16 protein-coding genes are annotated in these 16,747 nt (G+C 35.5%); 4 read left to right on the forward strand and 12 right to left on the reverse strand.

Annotated elements, in window-relative coordinates; genetic code table 11:
* Positions 1 to 6 precede the first annotated feature (6 nt).
* The 3 genes from FJV36_RS04960 to FJV36_RS04970 all read right to left on the reverse strand — a co-directional run bounded on the left by FJV36_RS04960 (position 7) and on the right by FJV36_RS04970 (position 2,065).
* Positions 7 to 588, reverse strand: a complete 582-nt coding sequence (locus FJV36_RS04960) for a LemA family protein (protein WP_158729642.1) — start codon at positions 586 to 588, stop codon at positions 7 to 9.
* Between the two features lie 63 nt (positions 589 to 651).
* The gene (locus FJV36_RS04965) at positions 652 to 984 is read right to left on the reverse strand and encodes a MerR family transcriptional regulator (RefSeq protein WP_158980878.1); all 333 of its coding nucleotides are present in this window, start codon (positions 982 to 984) and stop codon (positions 652 to 654) included.
* A 103-nt stretch (positions 985 to 1,087) separates the two neighbouring features.
* Positions 1,088 to 2,065, reverse strand: a complete 978-nt coding sequence (locus FJV36_RS04970; protein WP_158729644.1) for a M23 family metallopeptidase — start codon at positions 2,063 to 2,065, stop codon at positions 1,088 to 1,090.
* A gap of 317 nt (positions 2,066 to 2,382) precedes the next feature.
* Between FJV36_RS04970 and alaS the strand changes: the two genes are divergently transcribed.
* Positions 2,383 to 5,019 carry an alanine--tRNA ligase gene (gene alaS, locus FJV36_RS04975; RefSeq protein WP_158729645.1) on the forward strand — a complete coding sequence of 879 codons (2,637 nt, stop codon included), beginning with the start codon at positions 2,383 to 2,385 and terminating at the stop codon, positions 5,017 to 5,019.
* 208 nt (positions 5,020 to 5,227) lie between these two features.
* On the opposite strand, the gene FJV36_RS04980 is transcribed toward alaS, so the two are convergent.
* Together FJV36_RS04980 and FJV36_RS04985 are read right to left on the reverse strand one after the other, a co-directional pair.
* A complete protein-coding gene (locus FJV36_RS04980; protein ID WP_158729646.1) occupies positions 5,228 to 6,973 on the reverse strand; it encodes an ABC transporter ATP-binding protein in 1,746 nt (581 codons plus the stop codon).
* A 221-nt stretch (positions 6,974 to 7,194) separates the two neighbouring features.
* Positions 7,195 to 8,031, reverse strand: coding sequence for a hypothetical protein (locus FJV36_RS04985; protein ID WP_158729647.1), 837 nt, complete (start codon positions 8,029 to 8,031; stop codon positions 7,195 to 7,197).
* 292 nt (positions 8,032 to 8,323) lie between these two features.
* Between FJV36_RS04985 and FJV36_RS04990 the strand changes: the two genes are divergently transcribed.
* Positions 8,324 to 9,280: a GSCFA domain-containing protein gene (locus tag FJV36_RS04990; protein WP_158729648.1), complete on the forward strand. Its 957-nt coding sequence runs from the start codon at positions 8,324 to 8,326 to the stop codon at positions 9,278 to 9,280.
* Between the two features lie 2 nt (positions 9,281 to 9,282).
* Positions 9,283 to 9,903, forward strand: a complete 621-nt coding sequence (locus FJV36_RS04995; RefSeq protein ID WP_158729649.1) for a DUF4230 domain-containing protein — start codon at positions 9,283 to 9,285, stop codon at positions 9,901 to 9,903.
* A 118-nt stretch (positions 9,904 to 10,021) separates the two neighbouring features.
* On the opposite strand, the gene FJV36_RS05000 is transcribed toward FJV36_RS04995, so the two are convergent.
* The 7 genes from FJV36_RS05000 to FJV36_RS16440 form a co-directional block, all read right to left on the reverse strand.
* Positions 10,022 to 11,779 carry an aromatic amino acid hydroxylase gene (locus tag FJV36_RS05000; protein WP_158729650.1) on the reverse strand — a complete coding sequence of 586 codons (1,758 nt, stop codon included), beginning with the start codon at positions 11,777 to 11,779 and terminating at the stop codon, positions 10,022 to 10,024.
* A gap of 222 nt (positions 11,780 to 12,001) precedes the next feature.
* The gene (locus tag FJV36_RS05005; RefSeq protein ID WP_233264935.1) at positions 12,002 to 13,141 is read right to left on the reverse strand and encodes an esterase-like activity of phytase family protein; all 1,140 of its coding nucleotides are present in this window, start codon (positions 13,139 to 13,141) and stop codon (positions 12,002 to 12,004) included.
* A 44-nt stretch (positions 13,142 to 13,185) separates the two neighbouring features.
* Positions 13,186 to 13,587 (reverse strand): group III truncated hemoglobin, encoded by a 402-nt coding sequence (locus tag FJV36_RS05010; protein WP_158729652.1) that lies wholly within the window; start codon positions 13,585 to 13,587, stop codon positions 13,186 to 13,188.
* Between the two features lie 57 nt (positions 13,588 to 13,644).
* Positions 13,645 to 13,785, reverse strand: a complete 141-nt coding sequence (locus FJV36_RS16435; protein WP_370514392.1) for a DUF4136 domain-containing protein — start codon at positions 13,783 to 13,785, stop codon at positions 13,645 to 13,647.
* A gap of 94 nt (positions 13,786 to 13,879) precedes the next feature.
* On the reverse strand, positions 13,880 to 15,124 hold the full coding sequence (gene ilvA / locus FJV36_RS05015; protein ID WP_158729653.1) for a threonine ammonia-lyase IlvA: 1,245 nt from the start codon (positions 15,122 to 15,124) through the stop codon (positions 13,880 to 13,882).
* 8 nt (positions 15,125 to 15,132) lie between these two features.
* Positions 15,133 to 15,561: a hypothetical protein gene (locus tag FJV36_RS05020; protein WP_158729654.1), complete on the reverse strand. Its 429-nt coding sequence runs from the start codon at positions 15,559 to 15,561 to the stop codon at positions 15,133 to 15,135.
* Positions 15,562 to 15,870: 309 nt separating this feature from the next.
* Positions 15,871 to 16,239, reverse strand: coding sequence for a DUF4136 domain-containing protein (locus FJV36_RS16440; protein ID WP_233264596.1), 369 nt, complete (start codon positions 16,237 to 16,239; stop codon positions 15,871 to 15,873).
* Positions 16,240 to 16,333: 94 nt separating this feature from the next.
* Here FJV36_RS16440 and FJV36_RS05030 point away from each other — a divergent pair, with 94 nt between their 5' ends.
* On the forward strand, positions 16,334 to 16,639 hold the full coding sequence (locus FJV36_RS05030; protein ID WP_158729655.1) for a YdhR family protein: 306 nt from the start codon (positions 16,334 to 16,336) through the stop codon (positions 16,637 to 16,639).
* Positions 16,640 to 16,747: the final 108 nt, after the last annotated feature.

The following is a 16,747-nucleotide window of genomic DNA, read 5'->3' on the forward strand; positions in this document are numbered from 1 at the left end:
TAAGGTTTAGAATTTTACTTCAACAGGTTTTTCAGCTCCTGCAACAGCTTTAAAGGCTGCTTTTTCTTTGTAGTCTGATAAAAACAATTTTCTAGGATTTTTCAAAACATAATTGTTGTATACTTCAACCGACTCGTTAAAACGTGTTCTTGCTGTTAAAATTTGATTCTCTGTGCTCGCTAATTCGTCTTGCAATTTCATGAAATTTGAATTTGCTTTCAATTCAGGATAGCGTTCTACAGAAACTAATAATTTAGACAAAGAGCTACTCACCCCGCTTTGAGCTGAGTTGAACGCTGCTAATTGTTCTGGGCTCACGTTTGCTGGGTCAATTGTTACAGAGGTAGCTTTAGCACGTGCTTCTATAACAGCTGTTAAGGTTTCTTTTTCAAAATCAGCTGCTCCTTTTACAGTGTTTACTAGGTTGCCAATTAAATCATTTCTTCTTTGGTACGAAGTTTCTACATTACCCCATTCTTTTTTAACTGATTGATCTACTACAACAGCTCCGTTAGTTACATTGATGTAGTACATTATAGCTACTACAACTAATCCTCCTACTATAATCCAAGGCAAAAATCTTCTCATGTTTGTTTAATTTAGTGTTTAAAATTTAGTTATTTAGTTTTTCTCACGCGGGTGAGGTTTGTTTTAAAGTTCGTTTTTTATGTTGGTTAATTGCATTCGTATTGATTCTAGTTTTCTAATAATTTCAAATTTATCCAAAGTTTTCTTTTGGCCTTCTTTCAAATGGGTCTTAGCACCTTCTAGTGTAAATCCTCTTTCTTTGACAAGGTGATAAATCAATTGCAAATTAGTAATATCCTCAGGCGTAAACATTCTATTGCCTTTTGCATTCTTCTTTGGTTTCAAAATATCAAACTCACTATCCCAAAACCGAATGAGTGATGCATTTACATCAAAAGCTTTGGCTACTTCGCCTATGCTGTAGTATCGTTTGTCTTTTGAAAGCTCAATGTGCATTTTTATCTATTTTCTAATTTTTTGTAATTCTAATTTTGTTATCCAATGAAATTTCATCTTTCACAACTCACTTTTCACAACTCACATTTCACATCTCACTATCCTAATCCAGCGACTGGTTTTCTTGATTCGCTAATTGTGAAATAGCTACATATTCAACCGCCGATATGTTTCCGTAATAAAAATTAAGTGGGTTTACTACCTTTTTATCTTTCAACACTTCATAATGTAAATGCGGAGCTTCTGATCGGCCAGTACTTCCTACGTAACCTATAATGTCACCTCTTTTTACACGCTGTCCTGCTCTTGTATTGTACTTGCTCAAGTGTGCGTATAAAGTTTCATATCCAAATCCGTGCCGAATTACAATATGATTTCCGTAGCCTGATGCTGTATTGTCCGCTTTTGCCACAACACCATCACCAGTAGCATAAATTGGTGTTCCACTTTTGGCTGTAAAATCCATGCCTTCATGCATTTTACGAGCTTTCGTAAAAGGATCTGTTCGGTATCCAAAACCAGATGCCATGTGTTTTAAGTTCTCATTTCGTACCGGTTGAATGGCAGGAATAGCTGACAAAAATTCACTTTTAGCTGCTGCTAATTTTAAAATTTCGTCTAGTGACTTTGATTGAATGGCTAATTGTTTACTCATAACATCAATCCTTTTGGTGGTATTGATGACTAATTGTGAATTATTATAACCTTCCAGCAATTCATATCTATTTTTACCCTGAAAACCAGCTTTCCTAATAGAGTCTGGGATTGCAGTTTTGTTAAAATACACCCTATAAACATTGTTGTCACGTTCTTCTATTGCGTCAAGCGCACCGTTCACCTGATCCATTTTTTTATTGAGAATGGCATAATTTAATTTTAAATTTTCAATCTCTCGGGCTTGCAAGCGGTCTTTTGGTGTTTCAAAAAATGGGGTGTTCAACAAAATGATAAAACTCAAAAAACCAAACAACGCGGCAGCTAGTATAAATAGAATAACAACACCAAATTTTCTCCTTTTTTGTGTTTTTATTTTCCTGTAGGCTAGATTTTCAGAATCGTAATAATATTTTACTTTCGACATATTTTAAAATACCCTATTTTTGCACACTATAATGGGTTAGACGAACAAATTTAAGAAATGTTTCATTTGTTACCGTCTTTTTTTAAGAATAAATAAATTAGGTGCCTGTTCCAGCTATTCGTTGCAAGTTTACCTTTTTGCCCTCTTTTTTTCTTTGGATCCAGCAGGAGCTTCCTACGGTCGCTCTGCCAGCTCCAGAAAAAATAGTAGGCAAAAATGCAAAGCTTTACACTGCTATCTGGGGCAAAAAAGAGTGAAAGATTAAAAGATTGAAAAATTCAATTCTTAGCAATCTTTAAAATATTTAAATCAAATCAATGACATCACAAGACGTACGCAAGCAATTTCTAGAATTTTTCGCCTCAAATGGGCATTTAATTGTTCCATCAGCACCTATTGTCCTAAAGGATGATCCCACCTTGATGTTTAATAATTCTGGAATGGCTCAATTCAAAGAGTTTTTTTTAGGAAACGGAACTCCAAAAAATAATCGAATAGCCGATACTCAGAAATGCTTGCGTGTATCAGGAAAACACAATGATCTCGAAGATGTAGGTTTTGATACGTACCACCACACCATGTTTGAAATGTTAGGAAACTGGTCTTTTGGTGATTATTTCAAAAAAGAAGCCATCAATTGGGCTTGGCAACTTTTGACCGAAGTGTACAAAATCCCAAAAGAAAACTTATACGTTTCTGTTTTTGAAGGAAGTAAAGAAGATAATGTTCCTTTTGATCAAGAAGCTTGGGATATTTGGAAAGAATTGATTGATGAAGACCGAATCATTCTTGGAAACAAGAAAGACAACTTTTGGGAAATGGGAGATCAAGGACCGTGTGGACCATGCTCTGAAATACACGTTGATTTGCGTACCGATGCTGAGAAGTCTTTGGTTTCAGGAAAAAGTCTTGTAAACAATGACCACCCACAAGTAGTTGAAATCTGGAATAATGTATTCATGGAGTTCAACCGTAAAGCCGATGGATCTCTTGAAAAACTTCCGGCACAGCACGTAGATACCGGAATGGGATTTGAGCGTTTGTGTATGGCTTTGCAAGGCAAAACATCTAATTATGACACGGATGTTTTCACGCCACTTATTGAGAAAGTAGAACAAATTACAGGTTTTAAATACACATCTGATGAAGTGAAAAACATTTCAGAGGAACAAAATAAAACCAATATTGCCATTCGTGTTATTGTAGATCACGTGCGCGCCGTAGCGTTTGCAATTGCTGACGGACAATTGCCGTCAAACACAGGAGCTGGTTATGTAATTCGTAGAATTTTGCGTCGTGCTATTCGTTACGGATTTACATTTTTGGACACCAAAGAACCTTTTATCAATAAACTGGTAGCGGTTTTGGCAAATCAAATGGGAGAGTTTTTCCCAGAGATTAAAGCACAACAACAATTGGTTACCAATGTAATTCGCGAGGAAGAAGCTTCGTTTTTACGAACTTTAGACCAAGGATTGCAATTGTTAGACAAAGTGGTTGCGGAAACCTCAGGAAATGAAGTATCAGGAGCAAAAGTTTTTGAATTGTACGATACATTTGGTTTTCCAAAAGATTTGACTGCTTTGATTTTAAAAGAAAAAGGATACACCTACAACGAAACAGATTTTGAAGTTGAACTGCAAAAGCAAAAAGCGCGTTCGCGTGCCGCATCTGAAGTTTCAACCGAAGATTGGTCGGTTTTAATTCCTGGAAATGTAGAAACTTTTGTGGGTTACGATCAAACACAAAACGAAGTAAAAATTACTCGTATTCGTAAAGTGGATTCTAAAAAAGACGGAATTTTATATCAGATTGTTTTAGACAATACACCATTTTATCCAGAAGGTGGAGGACAAGTGGGTGATAAAGGAACACTAGTTTCTGCTAATGAAACGATTGATATCATTGATACAAAAAAAGAAAATAACTTAATATTACATTTTGCAAAACAGCTTCCAGAAAATATTGAGGCTGGTTTCACAGCAAAAGTAAATACGGATTTAAGAACGTCAACTTCTAAGAATCACTCGGCTACGCACTTGATGCATTTGGCTTTGAGAAGTATTTTAGGAACGCACGTAGAGCAAAAAGGATCCTTAGTAAATCCAAACTATTTGCGTTTTGACTTTTCGCATTTTTCTAAAGTTTCAGATGAGGAATTGCGTCAAGTGGAGGCAAGTGTGAATGCTCAAATTGAAGCGCAGTTGCAATTGGTAGAACACCGCAATATTCCAATTAAAGAAGCATTGGGCAAAGGTGCAATGGCTCTGTTTGGAGAAAAATACGGAGATTCAGTTCGAATGATAGAATTTGGCGAAAGTAAAGAACTTTGTGGCGGAATTCACGTAAAAAACACAGCTGAAATCTGGCATTTCAAAATCATTTCTGAAGGTGCAGTTGCAGCAGGAATTCGTAGAGTTGAAGCCATTACGGGTGATGCAGTGAAAAATTTCTATCAAAATCAAGAAAATACTTTGGCGGAAATCAAAGAAACCTTGAAAAATCCACAAGATGTTTTAAAATCAGTAACTTCATTACAAGACGATAACACAAAGTTAAAAAAACAGATTGAGCAATTATTAAAAGAGAAAATCGACGGATTAAAGAATGTTTTAGTCGCTGATTTTCAAGAGGTAAACGGTATTAACTTTTTGGCAAAGCAAGTAGATTTATCAATGAGTTCCACTAAAGATTTGGCGCAAGCCATTGGAACAGCTAAACCAAATTCATTTGTATTTTTAGCTTCAATTGAAGATAATACACCAAATATTCATTGCTATATTTCTAAAGAATTGGTTGCAGAAAAAGCATTAAATGCAGGAACTGTAATTAGAGAATTAGGGAAATTAATCGAAGGAAATGGTGGCGGACAGCCGTTTTTCGCTTCTGGAAAAGGAAAGAATGTAAACGGGATTGCTGAGGCTTTGGCTAAGGCAGTTGAATTTCTGAAGTAGTAATTACTTTAATCTCGCAAGACGCAGAACTGCAAAGTTTTTATAAAATCAAACCCGACAAGTTTTAAAGCTGTCGGGTTTTTGTTTGTCGTATTGATTCTTCCTTCTCATTTTTTGTCATTTCTCCTTCGTCGAAATGACAAATAGTACGTTTAATTGTTTTTTTACGGTAGCGACTTAAAGTCTTAGTAACTTAGAATCTTAAAATTTATTTTCGTTCCCCAATCTGCTGACGCCACATGGCGTAATACAAACCTTTTTCTTCTAATAATGCTTCGTGTTGGCCTTGTTCAATAATTTGTCCTTGTTCCAAAACAAAGATTTTATCAGCATGCATAACGGTTGACAATCGGTGTGCAATTAAAACAGTAATTCGGTTTTGGTCGGATATATTTCTAATTGTAGTATTAATTTCTTCTTCGGTAATAGAATCAAGAGCAGAGGTTGCCTCATCAAAAATCAATAAATTTGGATTTCTCAAAATGGCTCTAGCAATAGATAAACGTTGTTTTTCGCCACCAGAAACTTTAATACCGCCTTCACCGATAGTGGAATTCAAGCCGTCTTCGGCACGCGCCAATAATGTTTGACAACTTGCTTTGTGTAGCACTTCTAGCACTTCTTCATCGGTTGCAGATGGTTTTACAAACAATAAATTTTCGCGAATTGTACCGCTAAATAATTGTGCATCTTGTGTTACAAATCCGAGTTGTTTTCTCAAATCTAGCAAATCAATTTCTTTAGAATCCATTTCGTTGTAACGCACATTTCCCTTTTCGGGAGGGTACAATCCAACAAGAAGTTTAACCAAGGTTGTTTTTCCTGCACCTGACGGGCCAACAAAGGCAATTGTTTCTCCTTGTTTGATCTCAAAATTTATGTTTTCAACAGCATTGTGTTTTGCTGATTTGTGCTTGAAACTCACATTGGAAAAGGCTAAAGATTGTATTGCACCAACATTTCTAGCATTTTTTGGACGAAATTCTGTGGGTGCATTTAATAATTCTTTGAAGTTTTCCATTGAAACTTTGGTTTCATTCAGCGCGATTATGAATGTTCCTAACTCTTGTAACGGTCCAAAAATAAAGAAGGTAAAAAAGACCATTGTCAATAAATCACCAACAATAATTTTGCCTCCAAACAAGAAATAGTACAAGGTAAAAACAACACATGTTCTAAGAAAATGAACCGTTGTTCCTTGAATAAAACTTAAACTTCTAATAAAACGAATTTTTTGTAATTCGAGATGTAAAATTTTAAGGGTGTTTAAATTGAGACGTTTTTCTTCTTGATACGTTAATCCCAAGCTTTTCACAAGTTCAATATTGCGTAAACTTTCTGTAGTTGATCCTGCTAAGGTGTTTGTTTGGGTTACAATTTTTCTTGAAACTACCTTTATTTTTTTGCCTAAATAAGAACTTACCAATGCAATAATTGGGGCTGTAATTAAGAAAATGAGTGAAATTCGGTAATCAATTTGCGAAACATACACCACTACAAAAACAAACCCAATAACGGTCTGGAATATTAACGAAATAGAGAGTGTAATTAATTTTTCGGAATCCTGACGAACCTTAGTTAATTTACTTAAAGTTTCGCCACTTCGCTGGTCTTCAAATTGTTCATAGGGCAAATCGAGCGATTTTTTGATGCCCTCTGTGTACATAGCTGCACCAGTGCGCTGAATGACAATATTGGTAAAATAGTCTTGAAAGTTTTTCGTAATTCTGGAAATCATTGCTGCGCCAAGGGATAATCCTAGCCAAAATGAAACCGATTTTAAAAAACCTATTTCATTGCCTTTGTATTTTGAAATTCCAACACCGCAATCCTGAATTAATTTTCCAGTAATAATTGAGTCAGATAAGCTAAAGCAAATGTTTATTGTTGCCATAAGTAAGGCAATAAATAGTAAGGCTTTATGTTTTTTGAGATAAGAATATAATAGTTTCATAGTAATTCAAGAGTAGTTGGGTGGGCTTTTGCCCATGCAAAAATATCAAATAAATGTGCACCTTTGGATTCTTAAATTAGGAATGATTGTTAAATACAAATTTTAATCATTTTTAAAACTATATTCAAATAGTTGTTGGAATTAGGACTCTATTTTTACTACTAAAAATGCGGCTAACATCCTAAAATGTAATAGCCGCATTTTCTGTAATGAAAGATGTTTTATTTAGTCATGGTGTATTGGTTTCCTTCGGTAGGAGAACATTTTTGGAATCCATATTCGTAATCTGGAGCAATTAGTTGCCAAAATACGGTTTGGTTTGGTTGCAGTATGTGCGTTGCAAAAGATGTTCCAATTTCGCCAGAATTATAAGGATTTGCTTTACCATTGATGGAATAAAACCAAAATACATAATCTGCATTTGGATTGTTTAAATCATAACAACTGCTGCTAAGATCTGCTGTGATTTCATAAGTTGACAAAGGTATTAATGATTTAACATACAACTGTCCGCCGATGGTTACTGTTGTGTAGGGCATGTAGCCAAAATAGCGTTGGTTTACTGCATCCATAACATCTTTGATACTCGGATTAGGATTGCTAAGTTGAACAGTGTACGCTGGAGTAGAAATGGCGTAAGGTCCTCCATACTGCGGCTGCTCGACAAATTCATTTGTTTGGCACGTAAAATCTACCGGACCACTTGTTACCTTAGGTAAATTGTAAACAATAGAAAAAGTATACAAAGCAGCACTGTTAGCGTCTTCGTTTACTGGTATTGCATCTTGTACCATTTTCGAACCTACGTTATGAAGTACGTTCTGTAAAAGTCTTAAAGAGCGTCTGTAAGATTGAAGGTGTCTCGCTACTGTATAACCATTAGCTGATTTATTGCTTAAATGAGCAATTGTTCTTCGTAGTACCGCGCGTTCCGCTTTAGTTATTCCATGAACATTTTCTGGTTCCGTTATCGGGTCAACCAAAAAAGTGTTCAATGCTTCATCGTTTGATAATAGTAAGTTTACATAATTAAGTAAACTAGAATTTGATTGTTTCATAGTATTAATTTAGAGTTAAGTTTAGTTGTTAAATTCCATTTATGGCTGCGTTTAAGTCAGCTTTTGGTTTTTATTGTTTCATTGGGGCTACTTCAAAAACAATGTTTCGAATTCTTTATAATTTAAGTTTTGAAAAGAATAAATTTTATTCTTTTCAAAACTAATACAATTGAGAAAACTCAAAGCAAGTATAAATACCTGATTTGTAAAAATATATGTATTTTTTTATAAAAATAGATGGAAGAGCCTAACGAAAAATAATTTTGTATTTTTGAGCTATTAATTAATGAAAATGAATTTTACCACCGCAATTCCCATTCCTACCAGTAAATATCCTATTGATTACAATTCTAAAATCATGTCAATAGGTTCTTGTTTTGCGGTGAACATGGCTCAAAAAATGGATAGTTTTAAATTTCAAAACAGCTGCAATCCGTTTGGGATTTTGTTTCATCCATTGGCATTTGAAAAACTCCTTTATTTTGCTGTTTCCGAAAAGAAATTTACAGAAGAAGATGTGTTTTTTTATAACGAACGTTGGCATTGTTTTGATGTACATTCAGATTGGAGTAATGCTGGTAAACACGAATTACTCGATAACTTGAATGCGATTGTTACAGTAACAAAGCGACAAATAATCGAATCAACGCATGTCATTATCACCTATGGAACCTCATGGGTGTATCGCAATATAGAAAGTCAAGCCATTGTAGCAAATTGTCATAAAGTACCACAAAAACAGTTTCAGAAAGAATTACTTTCTGTTACAACGATACAAGAAAGTATAACCAAAACAGTAGGTTTGATACATTCTCTAAACCCTGAATGCAAGCTTATTTTTACAATTTCTCCAGTACGACACATCAAAGACGGTTTTGTTGAAAACCAAAGGAGCAAAGCCAATTTAATTTCTGCTTTACATACTGTTTTGCAAGTTCCCCCTTCGGGGGCGGAGGGGGCTTATTTTCCTTCGTATGAGATCATGATGGACGAACTTCGAGATTATAGGTTTTATGCTGATGATATGCTGCATCCTAATGCTTTAGCTATCGATTATATCTGGCAACGCTTTAAAGAAACTACGATTTCTGAAACGGCTCACGCTCTGATGAATGAGGTAGAAGCAATCCAAAAAAGCCTGGCTCACAAGCCATTCAACCCCAAATCTGAAAGTCATATTAAATTTGAGACAAGACTTAAGGAAAAAATAACTATCTTGGAACAACAATATTCATTTATGAAATTTTAATTATGCTCAAAAGAATACTTATCGGAATCGGAATTATTATTGCTGTCTTTTTATTATTTAAATATTGCGATTTTAAGAAAAATGAGGATCAAGATATTACCTATAATACCAATCTCATTCAGCAGCAAATTCTTAATGTGGGTAAGTTGGTCGTTACTGAAGGGCATTTCTCTGAAGTGATCACCTATAAAAACCAACAGAAATATTTAATGGACATGCTTTCTTTTGAGAAAAAAGCCTTAGTTGTTGTGAATGCTGACGTTACTGTGGCTTATGATTTGCATCTTATGAAGTACGACATCGATTCTGTCAACAAAACAATTACCATTGTGAGTATTCCCAAAGAAGAAATCAAAATCAGTCCAGATATTCAGTTTTATGATGTAGAACAAAGTAAGTTGAATCCGTTTACGGGCGATGATTACAATAAAATAAACAAATCTGTTAAAGCAAATCTGGCTAAGAAAATTGAGAAATCAAGTTTAAAAACAAATGCTCAAAACCGATTGATCAGCGAGTTGTCTAAACTATTAATCACAACAAGTCAATTAGGTTGGACTTTAAAATACGAGGGACAGGTGATCACAACCGAAAAAGAATTTGGACAAAAAATAAAATTGTAAAAAAAAACATTCGGGTCTGAAATCCAGTAGAACTTTCTTAAAATAGAATAACCGCAAATTTGCTCAGAAATTTGCGGTTATTTTTTTATCGGACTACAAAATAATTATTTTTAGTATATTACACTTTCTCTTTATCAAAAATCAAGTCCAAACCTCCTGTAACTAAATGAGATACTTCGGGTCTTTTCAGTTTCATTTGATCTAAAAATACCAACACTTCTTGTAATAATTGAGGTTCATCTCTATCTTTTAGCAGTTCTGTAAGTTCTACAGCTAACAACCAATCGTTAGGATGATTGCGCTGTATTTTTTCAAAAATGGGTCTCAAAGACGTTTCTTTATCTTTTGTTTCTCTGATATTTCGAACTGTTTGATATAAAATTTCTAAATCATCACGCTCAGCGGTATGTTTTGCTTTTATGGTAGTACTCGATGGAAGATGCGAAATCAAATCAAAGCTATTTACATCAGCAGGGCCAGAAAAAGCCGAAGTTACTTTCTTGCCCACCGCCATATCATAAACGCCCCATTCTGGCTGGAATAAAACCGTTTCACCATGGGTTACCGTGCAATTTTTAAAACGAATCAAAGTAATTTCGCCTTGTAAGTTTCTGGAGCCTGTAATAATTTCACCTTTAACCGTTATACCTCCCTCAAACTCTAGTGTAACCGTTTTTGATTCGAGTATGTCATAAGCGTTCAAGTCTTTTGGACTCATATCTTCAATAGCAAGGTTAATGCCTTGTAGTTTGCCTATTGGGCTACCAAAGCCTTCAGCGTGTGTCAAGGTTCCATGACCTACTAATTCTTTTTCTCTGTATGCAAGCGCCGTTTTTCCAGTAGTTTGAATGTAAATGGGTCTGCCTTCATGTTCGATAACCGAGCTGAAAACACCTGAAATTTGCAATCCAGTACTCAATTCGATAGTTCCTAAGGCATTCGAATCAATTAACTTGTTAATACCAGATAATCCACCAGTACGCAACGCCATTTTATTAGCAAACTCCTCTAAAACTAAATTCAAATAGGCGAATGTAGGGGTAACATACAATTGTGGTTGCAGTTTAGTAATGTCAAAACTCTGGTTGGCTGCAGAAATATCATAAGGTATTTTCTTCACTTCCTGAGTCATACAATGCGCACTCTCGCCTATAGAGGAAAGCAAACCAGCACCATAAATCTTAGGATTTTCAACCGTACCAATCAATCCGTACTCTACAGTCCACCAGTGTAAGTTGCGTATTTGTGCCATTTCTGAGAGTTCGCCCATATTATTTTGCAAATCTTCAACTGCTTTTTCAGCAGCATCAATCGTAGCTTGTGGCGTACCTTCGGCTTCTTTTACGATTGAAAGCAGTCGGATAGCTTCATACATTTCGTAATCCTTGTGCGAAGAAATTGCTTTGCAACCTATTTCTCCAAAACGACGAAGGTATTCCGCATATTCTGGATTGGCAATAATTGGTGCGTGACCAGCACCTTCGTGAATAATATCAGGTGCAGGAGTGTATTCAATATGCTCGAGTTGACGAATATCCGATGCAATTACAAGCACATTATAGGCCTGAAATTCCATAAAAGCATTGGGCGGAATAAAACCATCAACTGCAACGGCAGCCCAGCCTATTTCGGTCAAAATGCGGTTCATGCCATACATACTCGGGATATTGTCTATCTCAATACCTGTTTTTTTCAACCCTTCTAGGTAGGAATTATGCGCCACTTTGGATAAATAATCCACGTTTTTGCGCATCACATAACGCCAAACCGCCTGATTTATAGGTGTGTAATCGCTATAGTCCTGAGGTTTAATAAATTGTTGTAAGTGTTTTGGCAATCGGTCTAATAACGGATTACTTTCTATAGTTGTGTTCATGTCGAAAACGTTGTAGTTTTTATGCAAAAATACGAAATTCAGGAGCTAATTCCCGCTTTTCATTGCAAGTTTTTGCAAACCCGTTTGTTTTTCTAAAGTTTATAAAAGAGCTTCCTGCGGTCGCTTTTTATAAACAAGAAAAACCAAAACGGCTTTTTCAAAAAGCTTTCCATTGCAATCGGGGCTAGGGGAGTTGCGAATGATAAGATGTTTTTTGATTTCCTACTCCATCACCTCAAACAGAAAGAACTGTGTTTTCTGTTTCTCCGCAAAATTGTTGTCTGAAACCAAGATTAAAGATCGATTGCCATTAGCCAACTTTGGACCAAACGTAATTCCTTCAATATTATCAATAAATATACCTAAATCATCCATGTTTAGAACCAGTTTTTTAGATCCCAATTGTATGTTTTGGTTCAGTAAGGAGGTGTTATTTTTAACGTTAGTTGCTTTTTTTAGATCACACACAAAAACTTTTACGGAGCATTCTTGGGTTCCCGTGGAGTAGGAGCGTTCCACGACAAGTAGTTTATTTTTACTGTAATACTGAATTGCCGAAATTCCATTGACAGCAAAAGCACCACTCGGATTGGGTTCGCGGGCAATAGGTTCTAAAAGATAGCCGTATTGAGCCGTATTTTTTCTGGTTTTTGCATTAAACTGGTACAAACGTATTAAACCTCCTTTGCTAGTTGTGGCTTGGTTACCATCCTCAAATAGCGGTTCTTCAATATTGGTGTAAATATTTTTAAATTTTTTATCAAAAGTAATGCCTTCTAAAGTGCCATTGTTTCTTGGCCCTTTTTCTAGTTTTTGCATTTTTAGATTTTCTGGGAGTGTTACATTTCCTAGAAAATCACCTTTTAAAGTCATGAAGTTCAAGGCAGGGTTTTGCAAAACTTCCTTATCTGCGGTTATCACTCGAGCTCCTTCGCTGCTCCATACCAAAGTGTTTGTTTTTGGATTAAATCGGATGTCTTCTGGATCTGTTGAGGTGTTTGGTGTAGTATTCCAGTTTCCATATACTTTTCCGGTTTCATTTTTTAAAGTACTCATGCTTTGAAATGTAACATTTTTTAGTAGGTCATTTTCCAAAGCTATGGTGGCAGTGTAATAGCGAGCCTCATTAAACACCGATCGATCATCGGAAATGATGTAATACAACTCTTTTTTTGGATCATAATCAATACCAGATAAGCCACCAATTTTTGTATTTTGAAATTGCGCATCAAACGGAACCTCAATAGTGTTTAAGAGCTTTAATTTTGGGACGTGACTGTGTTCAGCGCTTTGTTTTACATTGGCACAAGAAAAAAGAAAAACAGGAAAAACAACTAAAAAAAGTAATTTACGCATAGACATTAATAGTGTGTTGAATAAAAATAAGGTAGCTGCAACTAATACGGTTACGATGGATTAATCTGATTTTTTTCGGCGTTACGAAAATAGTCAATCTTGTAATGAAACATATCTGCCATAGCTTTCGCTCTGTATTTGGCTTCATCTGCCAGTGGCCCTTGGAATAATTGATCGGTAGTTTGTGTAAATAGTTCCATCCAACGGTTAAAATGATCTTTACCAATAGGGAGCTGCTTGTGAGGCGGAAAGGGACTTCCAGAATACGAATGAACTTCTAGCAAAATAGTTTCCCAAAATCCATACATTTTTTCTAAATGTTCCGGCCAACGGTTGCCTATTTTTTCGTTAAAAATAGGTCCTATTATTTCGTCTTTTTGCACTTGAGCATAAAAAGTATTGACTAAGAGTTTAATATCGTCTAAGGAAGCAATATCGGTTTGTGGTATCATAATTTCTATAAAAAAAGCCTATGCAAAGGTAGGCTTTATGTTTGATTGTAGTAATGTCTATTTTTCTTTTGGCGGAAATTGTTCTAGAATTTTGGCAACAAATTCGTTGATTCGTTCTTCTTTGTCTCTGCGGTTTTGAGTTAAATTCCCAACACCTTCTCCTTGCCAAAAGGCATGTATGTTGTTGAAATAAATGATGTAATTGACATTTTTTCTATGGGAATTCTAAAATAACAACTTCGATTTTGTAAAAAAAGGTTTTTAAGGCCGCCACATGCATGGCCGCCTTTTTTTAACCTATGAGTTGGGTGAATAAATCTTGTTTTTCGTTGAGGTATTGGTATTCGAAACCCATTTTATTCATATTGTCTTTGATAGCTAGGACATCGTTTGGATTTTTCACTTCTAAACCTACTACAACGGAGCCTACTTCTCGGCTATTTTTTTTGGCAAATTGGAAGTAGGTGATATCATCGTCTGGTCCTAAAATGGCATTGACAAATTCTTTTAATGCTCCTGGGCGTTGCGGAAATTGTATCATAAAATAATGTATTAATCCTTCATAAAGTAAAGAGCGTTCCTTGATTTCGGCGGTGCGTTCAATATCGTTGTTGCTACCGCTTACCACGCAAACCACGGTTTTCCCTTTTATCTCTTCTTTGTAAAAATCCAATGCTGCAATGGTCAAAGCGCCTGCGGGTTCTACGACCATCGCTTCTTCGTTATACAAACGTAAAATGGTAGTACAAACTTTTCCTTCGGGAACTAGAATGATATCGTCTAGATTTTTTTGGCAAATGGCAAACGTTTGGTTGCCTACTTGTTTTACTGCTGCTCCGTCTACAAACTTGTCTATGGTTTCTAAGGGGGTATTGGCTTGATTAGCAATCGATGTTTTCATTGAAGGCGCACCTTGTGGTTCAACGCCAATGATTTTGGTATTTGGGCTAAGGTGTTTAAAAACGGTGGATAGGCCAGAAGCTAAACCGCCACCGCCAATGGGAACAAAAACATAATCGATAGGTTGTTGGTATTGTTCGAGAATTTCGAGTCCTACGGTACCTTGTCCCGCAATGACTTTTTCATCATCAAAAGGATGGATGAACGCTTTTTGGTTGTTCTTGGCATCGGCAACTGCTTTGGCATAGGCATCATCGAAGGTATCGCCTGTTAAAACAATTTCGATCCACTTTTTACCAAAGAGCTGTACTTGCTTTACTTTTTGATTGGGCGTGGTTTTGGGCATATAGATTTTGCCTTGTATTTGTAAAAGATGACAAGAGTACGCCACACCTTGTGCGTGATTACCCGCGCTGGCGCAAACAATGCCGTTTGTTTTTTCGCTTTCTGTTAAAGATTTTATTTTATTATAAGCACCTCTGATTTTATAGGAACGTACCACTTGTAGGTCTTCTCTTTTAAGTAAAATAGTAGCCCCAAATTCTTCTGAAACATTAAAGTTTTCTGTTAAAGGAGTAACGGGAACTACATTAACTAATTCTTGTTGGGCTTGTTGTATGGATTGAAATAAGTTCATTTTTGTTTTTAATTGAATTCTAATTTTGCTTGCGTAAGGGTGTTTTGTAATGCGTAAAAGTGCTCGTTGGTTATTTTGCCGCCACAAATCCAATGCTCTTTTTCTTGAAATAGATAAGAGATAGGAAACTGTGTAATTTGATCATTGTGAATAATCGGGATTTTAAAAAGTAGGATTTGATGGGTTTCCAGTTCCTTTTGATTTTGGGTGTAACAGCAAAAAACCTCGATAATTCGTTCCAAAATAGCCACTATGGTTTTGCTATTCGTTTCGTCATCCCAATAAGCAATGCTGATTTTGTATACTGAAGTGTGCTCACAAAAATCTACCCAAAAATGGTCGATTTTTAGCTTTTTCCGAGTGAATACAAGGACAATTTTACTGATTAGGGTTTCTTCTTTTTCGCAAAAAAGCGTTAGGGTGATTTTTTCTTTCATTGTAATTGTGGTTCATTTTTAATCAAAAAAAAACCTTTCTCAAGTGACGAGAAAGGTTTCATAGTTACGCATAACATCCTGACTCGTCAACTTAGACGAATAATAATGATGTTAATGATAATAGTGTTTAGTGTCATATCTAAAAAAAAACCTCCCAATTGGGAGGTTCTATATTGTTATTGTTAATACTATACAGCGCCTCACATTCTCATCGAATGATAATTGAAATGCTGCTAATAATTGTGTTATTGTTTTTCATATAAAAAATGTGATACTGCAAATATAAACAAATAAGGTATTCACCACGATTTATTTTTTCACAGCAGGATATTGTGCTAACATTTTCCCCACAAATTCAGCAACTTCTTCGTCTTTTTTGTCCGTGTTTTTAGTTAAGGTTCCAATACCTTCTCCTTGCCTAATCATTTCTTTCATTTTCGCATCGATGAGGTCGATAAACAAAGTGCTTCCTGTTAATGCAACAGGATTAGTGATAGCAATAGCTACAGGTACTGCAATAATTACAGCAACAGCAAATGGTGGTGCAAAAATAGCAACAATGGTAGCGGTGATTTTATAGTGTCGTAAAATGGAGGCAACGGTATTTGGCTCCCGAGAATTGGAGTTCCAGTGATTGTGTAAAAGTTGAGCAGAATGGCTAAAAATGTGACAAATCACACAGAATAAAAGTGCGAAACTTCATTTTTTCACCTTTTTGTCTGTCGGATATTTGTACTGCAATTTTGCATTAATCTTAAAATATGTTACAAAAATGAAGTACGGACAAATTTTCTCTTATCGTCTTGAATTAAATTCAAAGGAAGAATACATTGAAAAATGGGTAAAACCATATGCGGAACCAATTGCAAAAGTAAAGGGACTTATCTCAAAAGTTTGGAAGTCAAATCACGAAGATTTATATTCAAGTTTTTATCTTTGGGAAACAAAGGAAGCTATGGATGATTTCATGAACTCTGCAATGATTGCCGAAGTAGCACAATTACCATTTCTTAAAGACTTAAATATTGTATCAATTCCAGTTGTCACTGAAGCGGCTGAAATTACAAGAGGTGTATAATTAACTAGATAAATATTAAGTTAATCCCCTAAACTTTTCGAGATCATATAGGCACGAATTATAGTTGTTTTTATACTAGAAGTGTTTTATTTTATTTATAAACAGTCC

This window comes from Flavobacterium sp. I-STPP5a (assembly GCF_009764685.1).
GTDB lineage: Bacteria > Bacteroidota > Bacteroidia > Flavobacteriales > Flavobacteriaceae > Flavobacterium.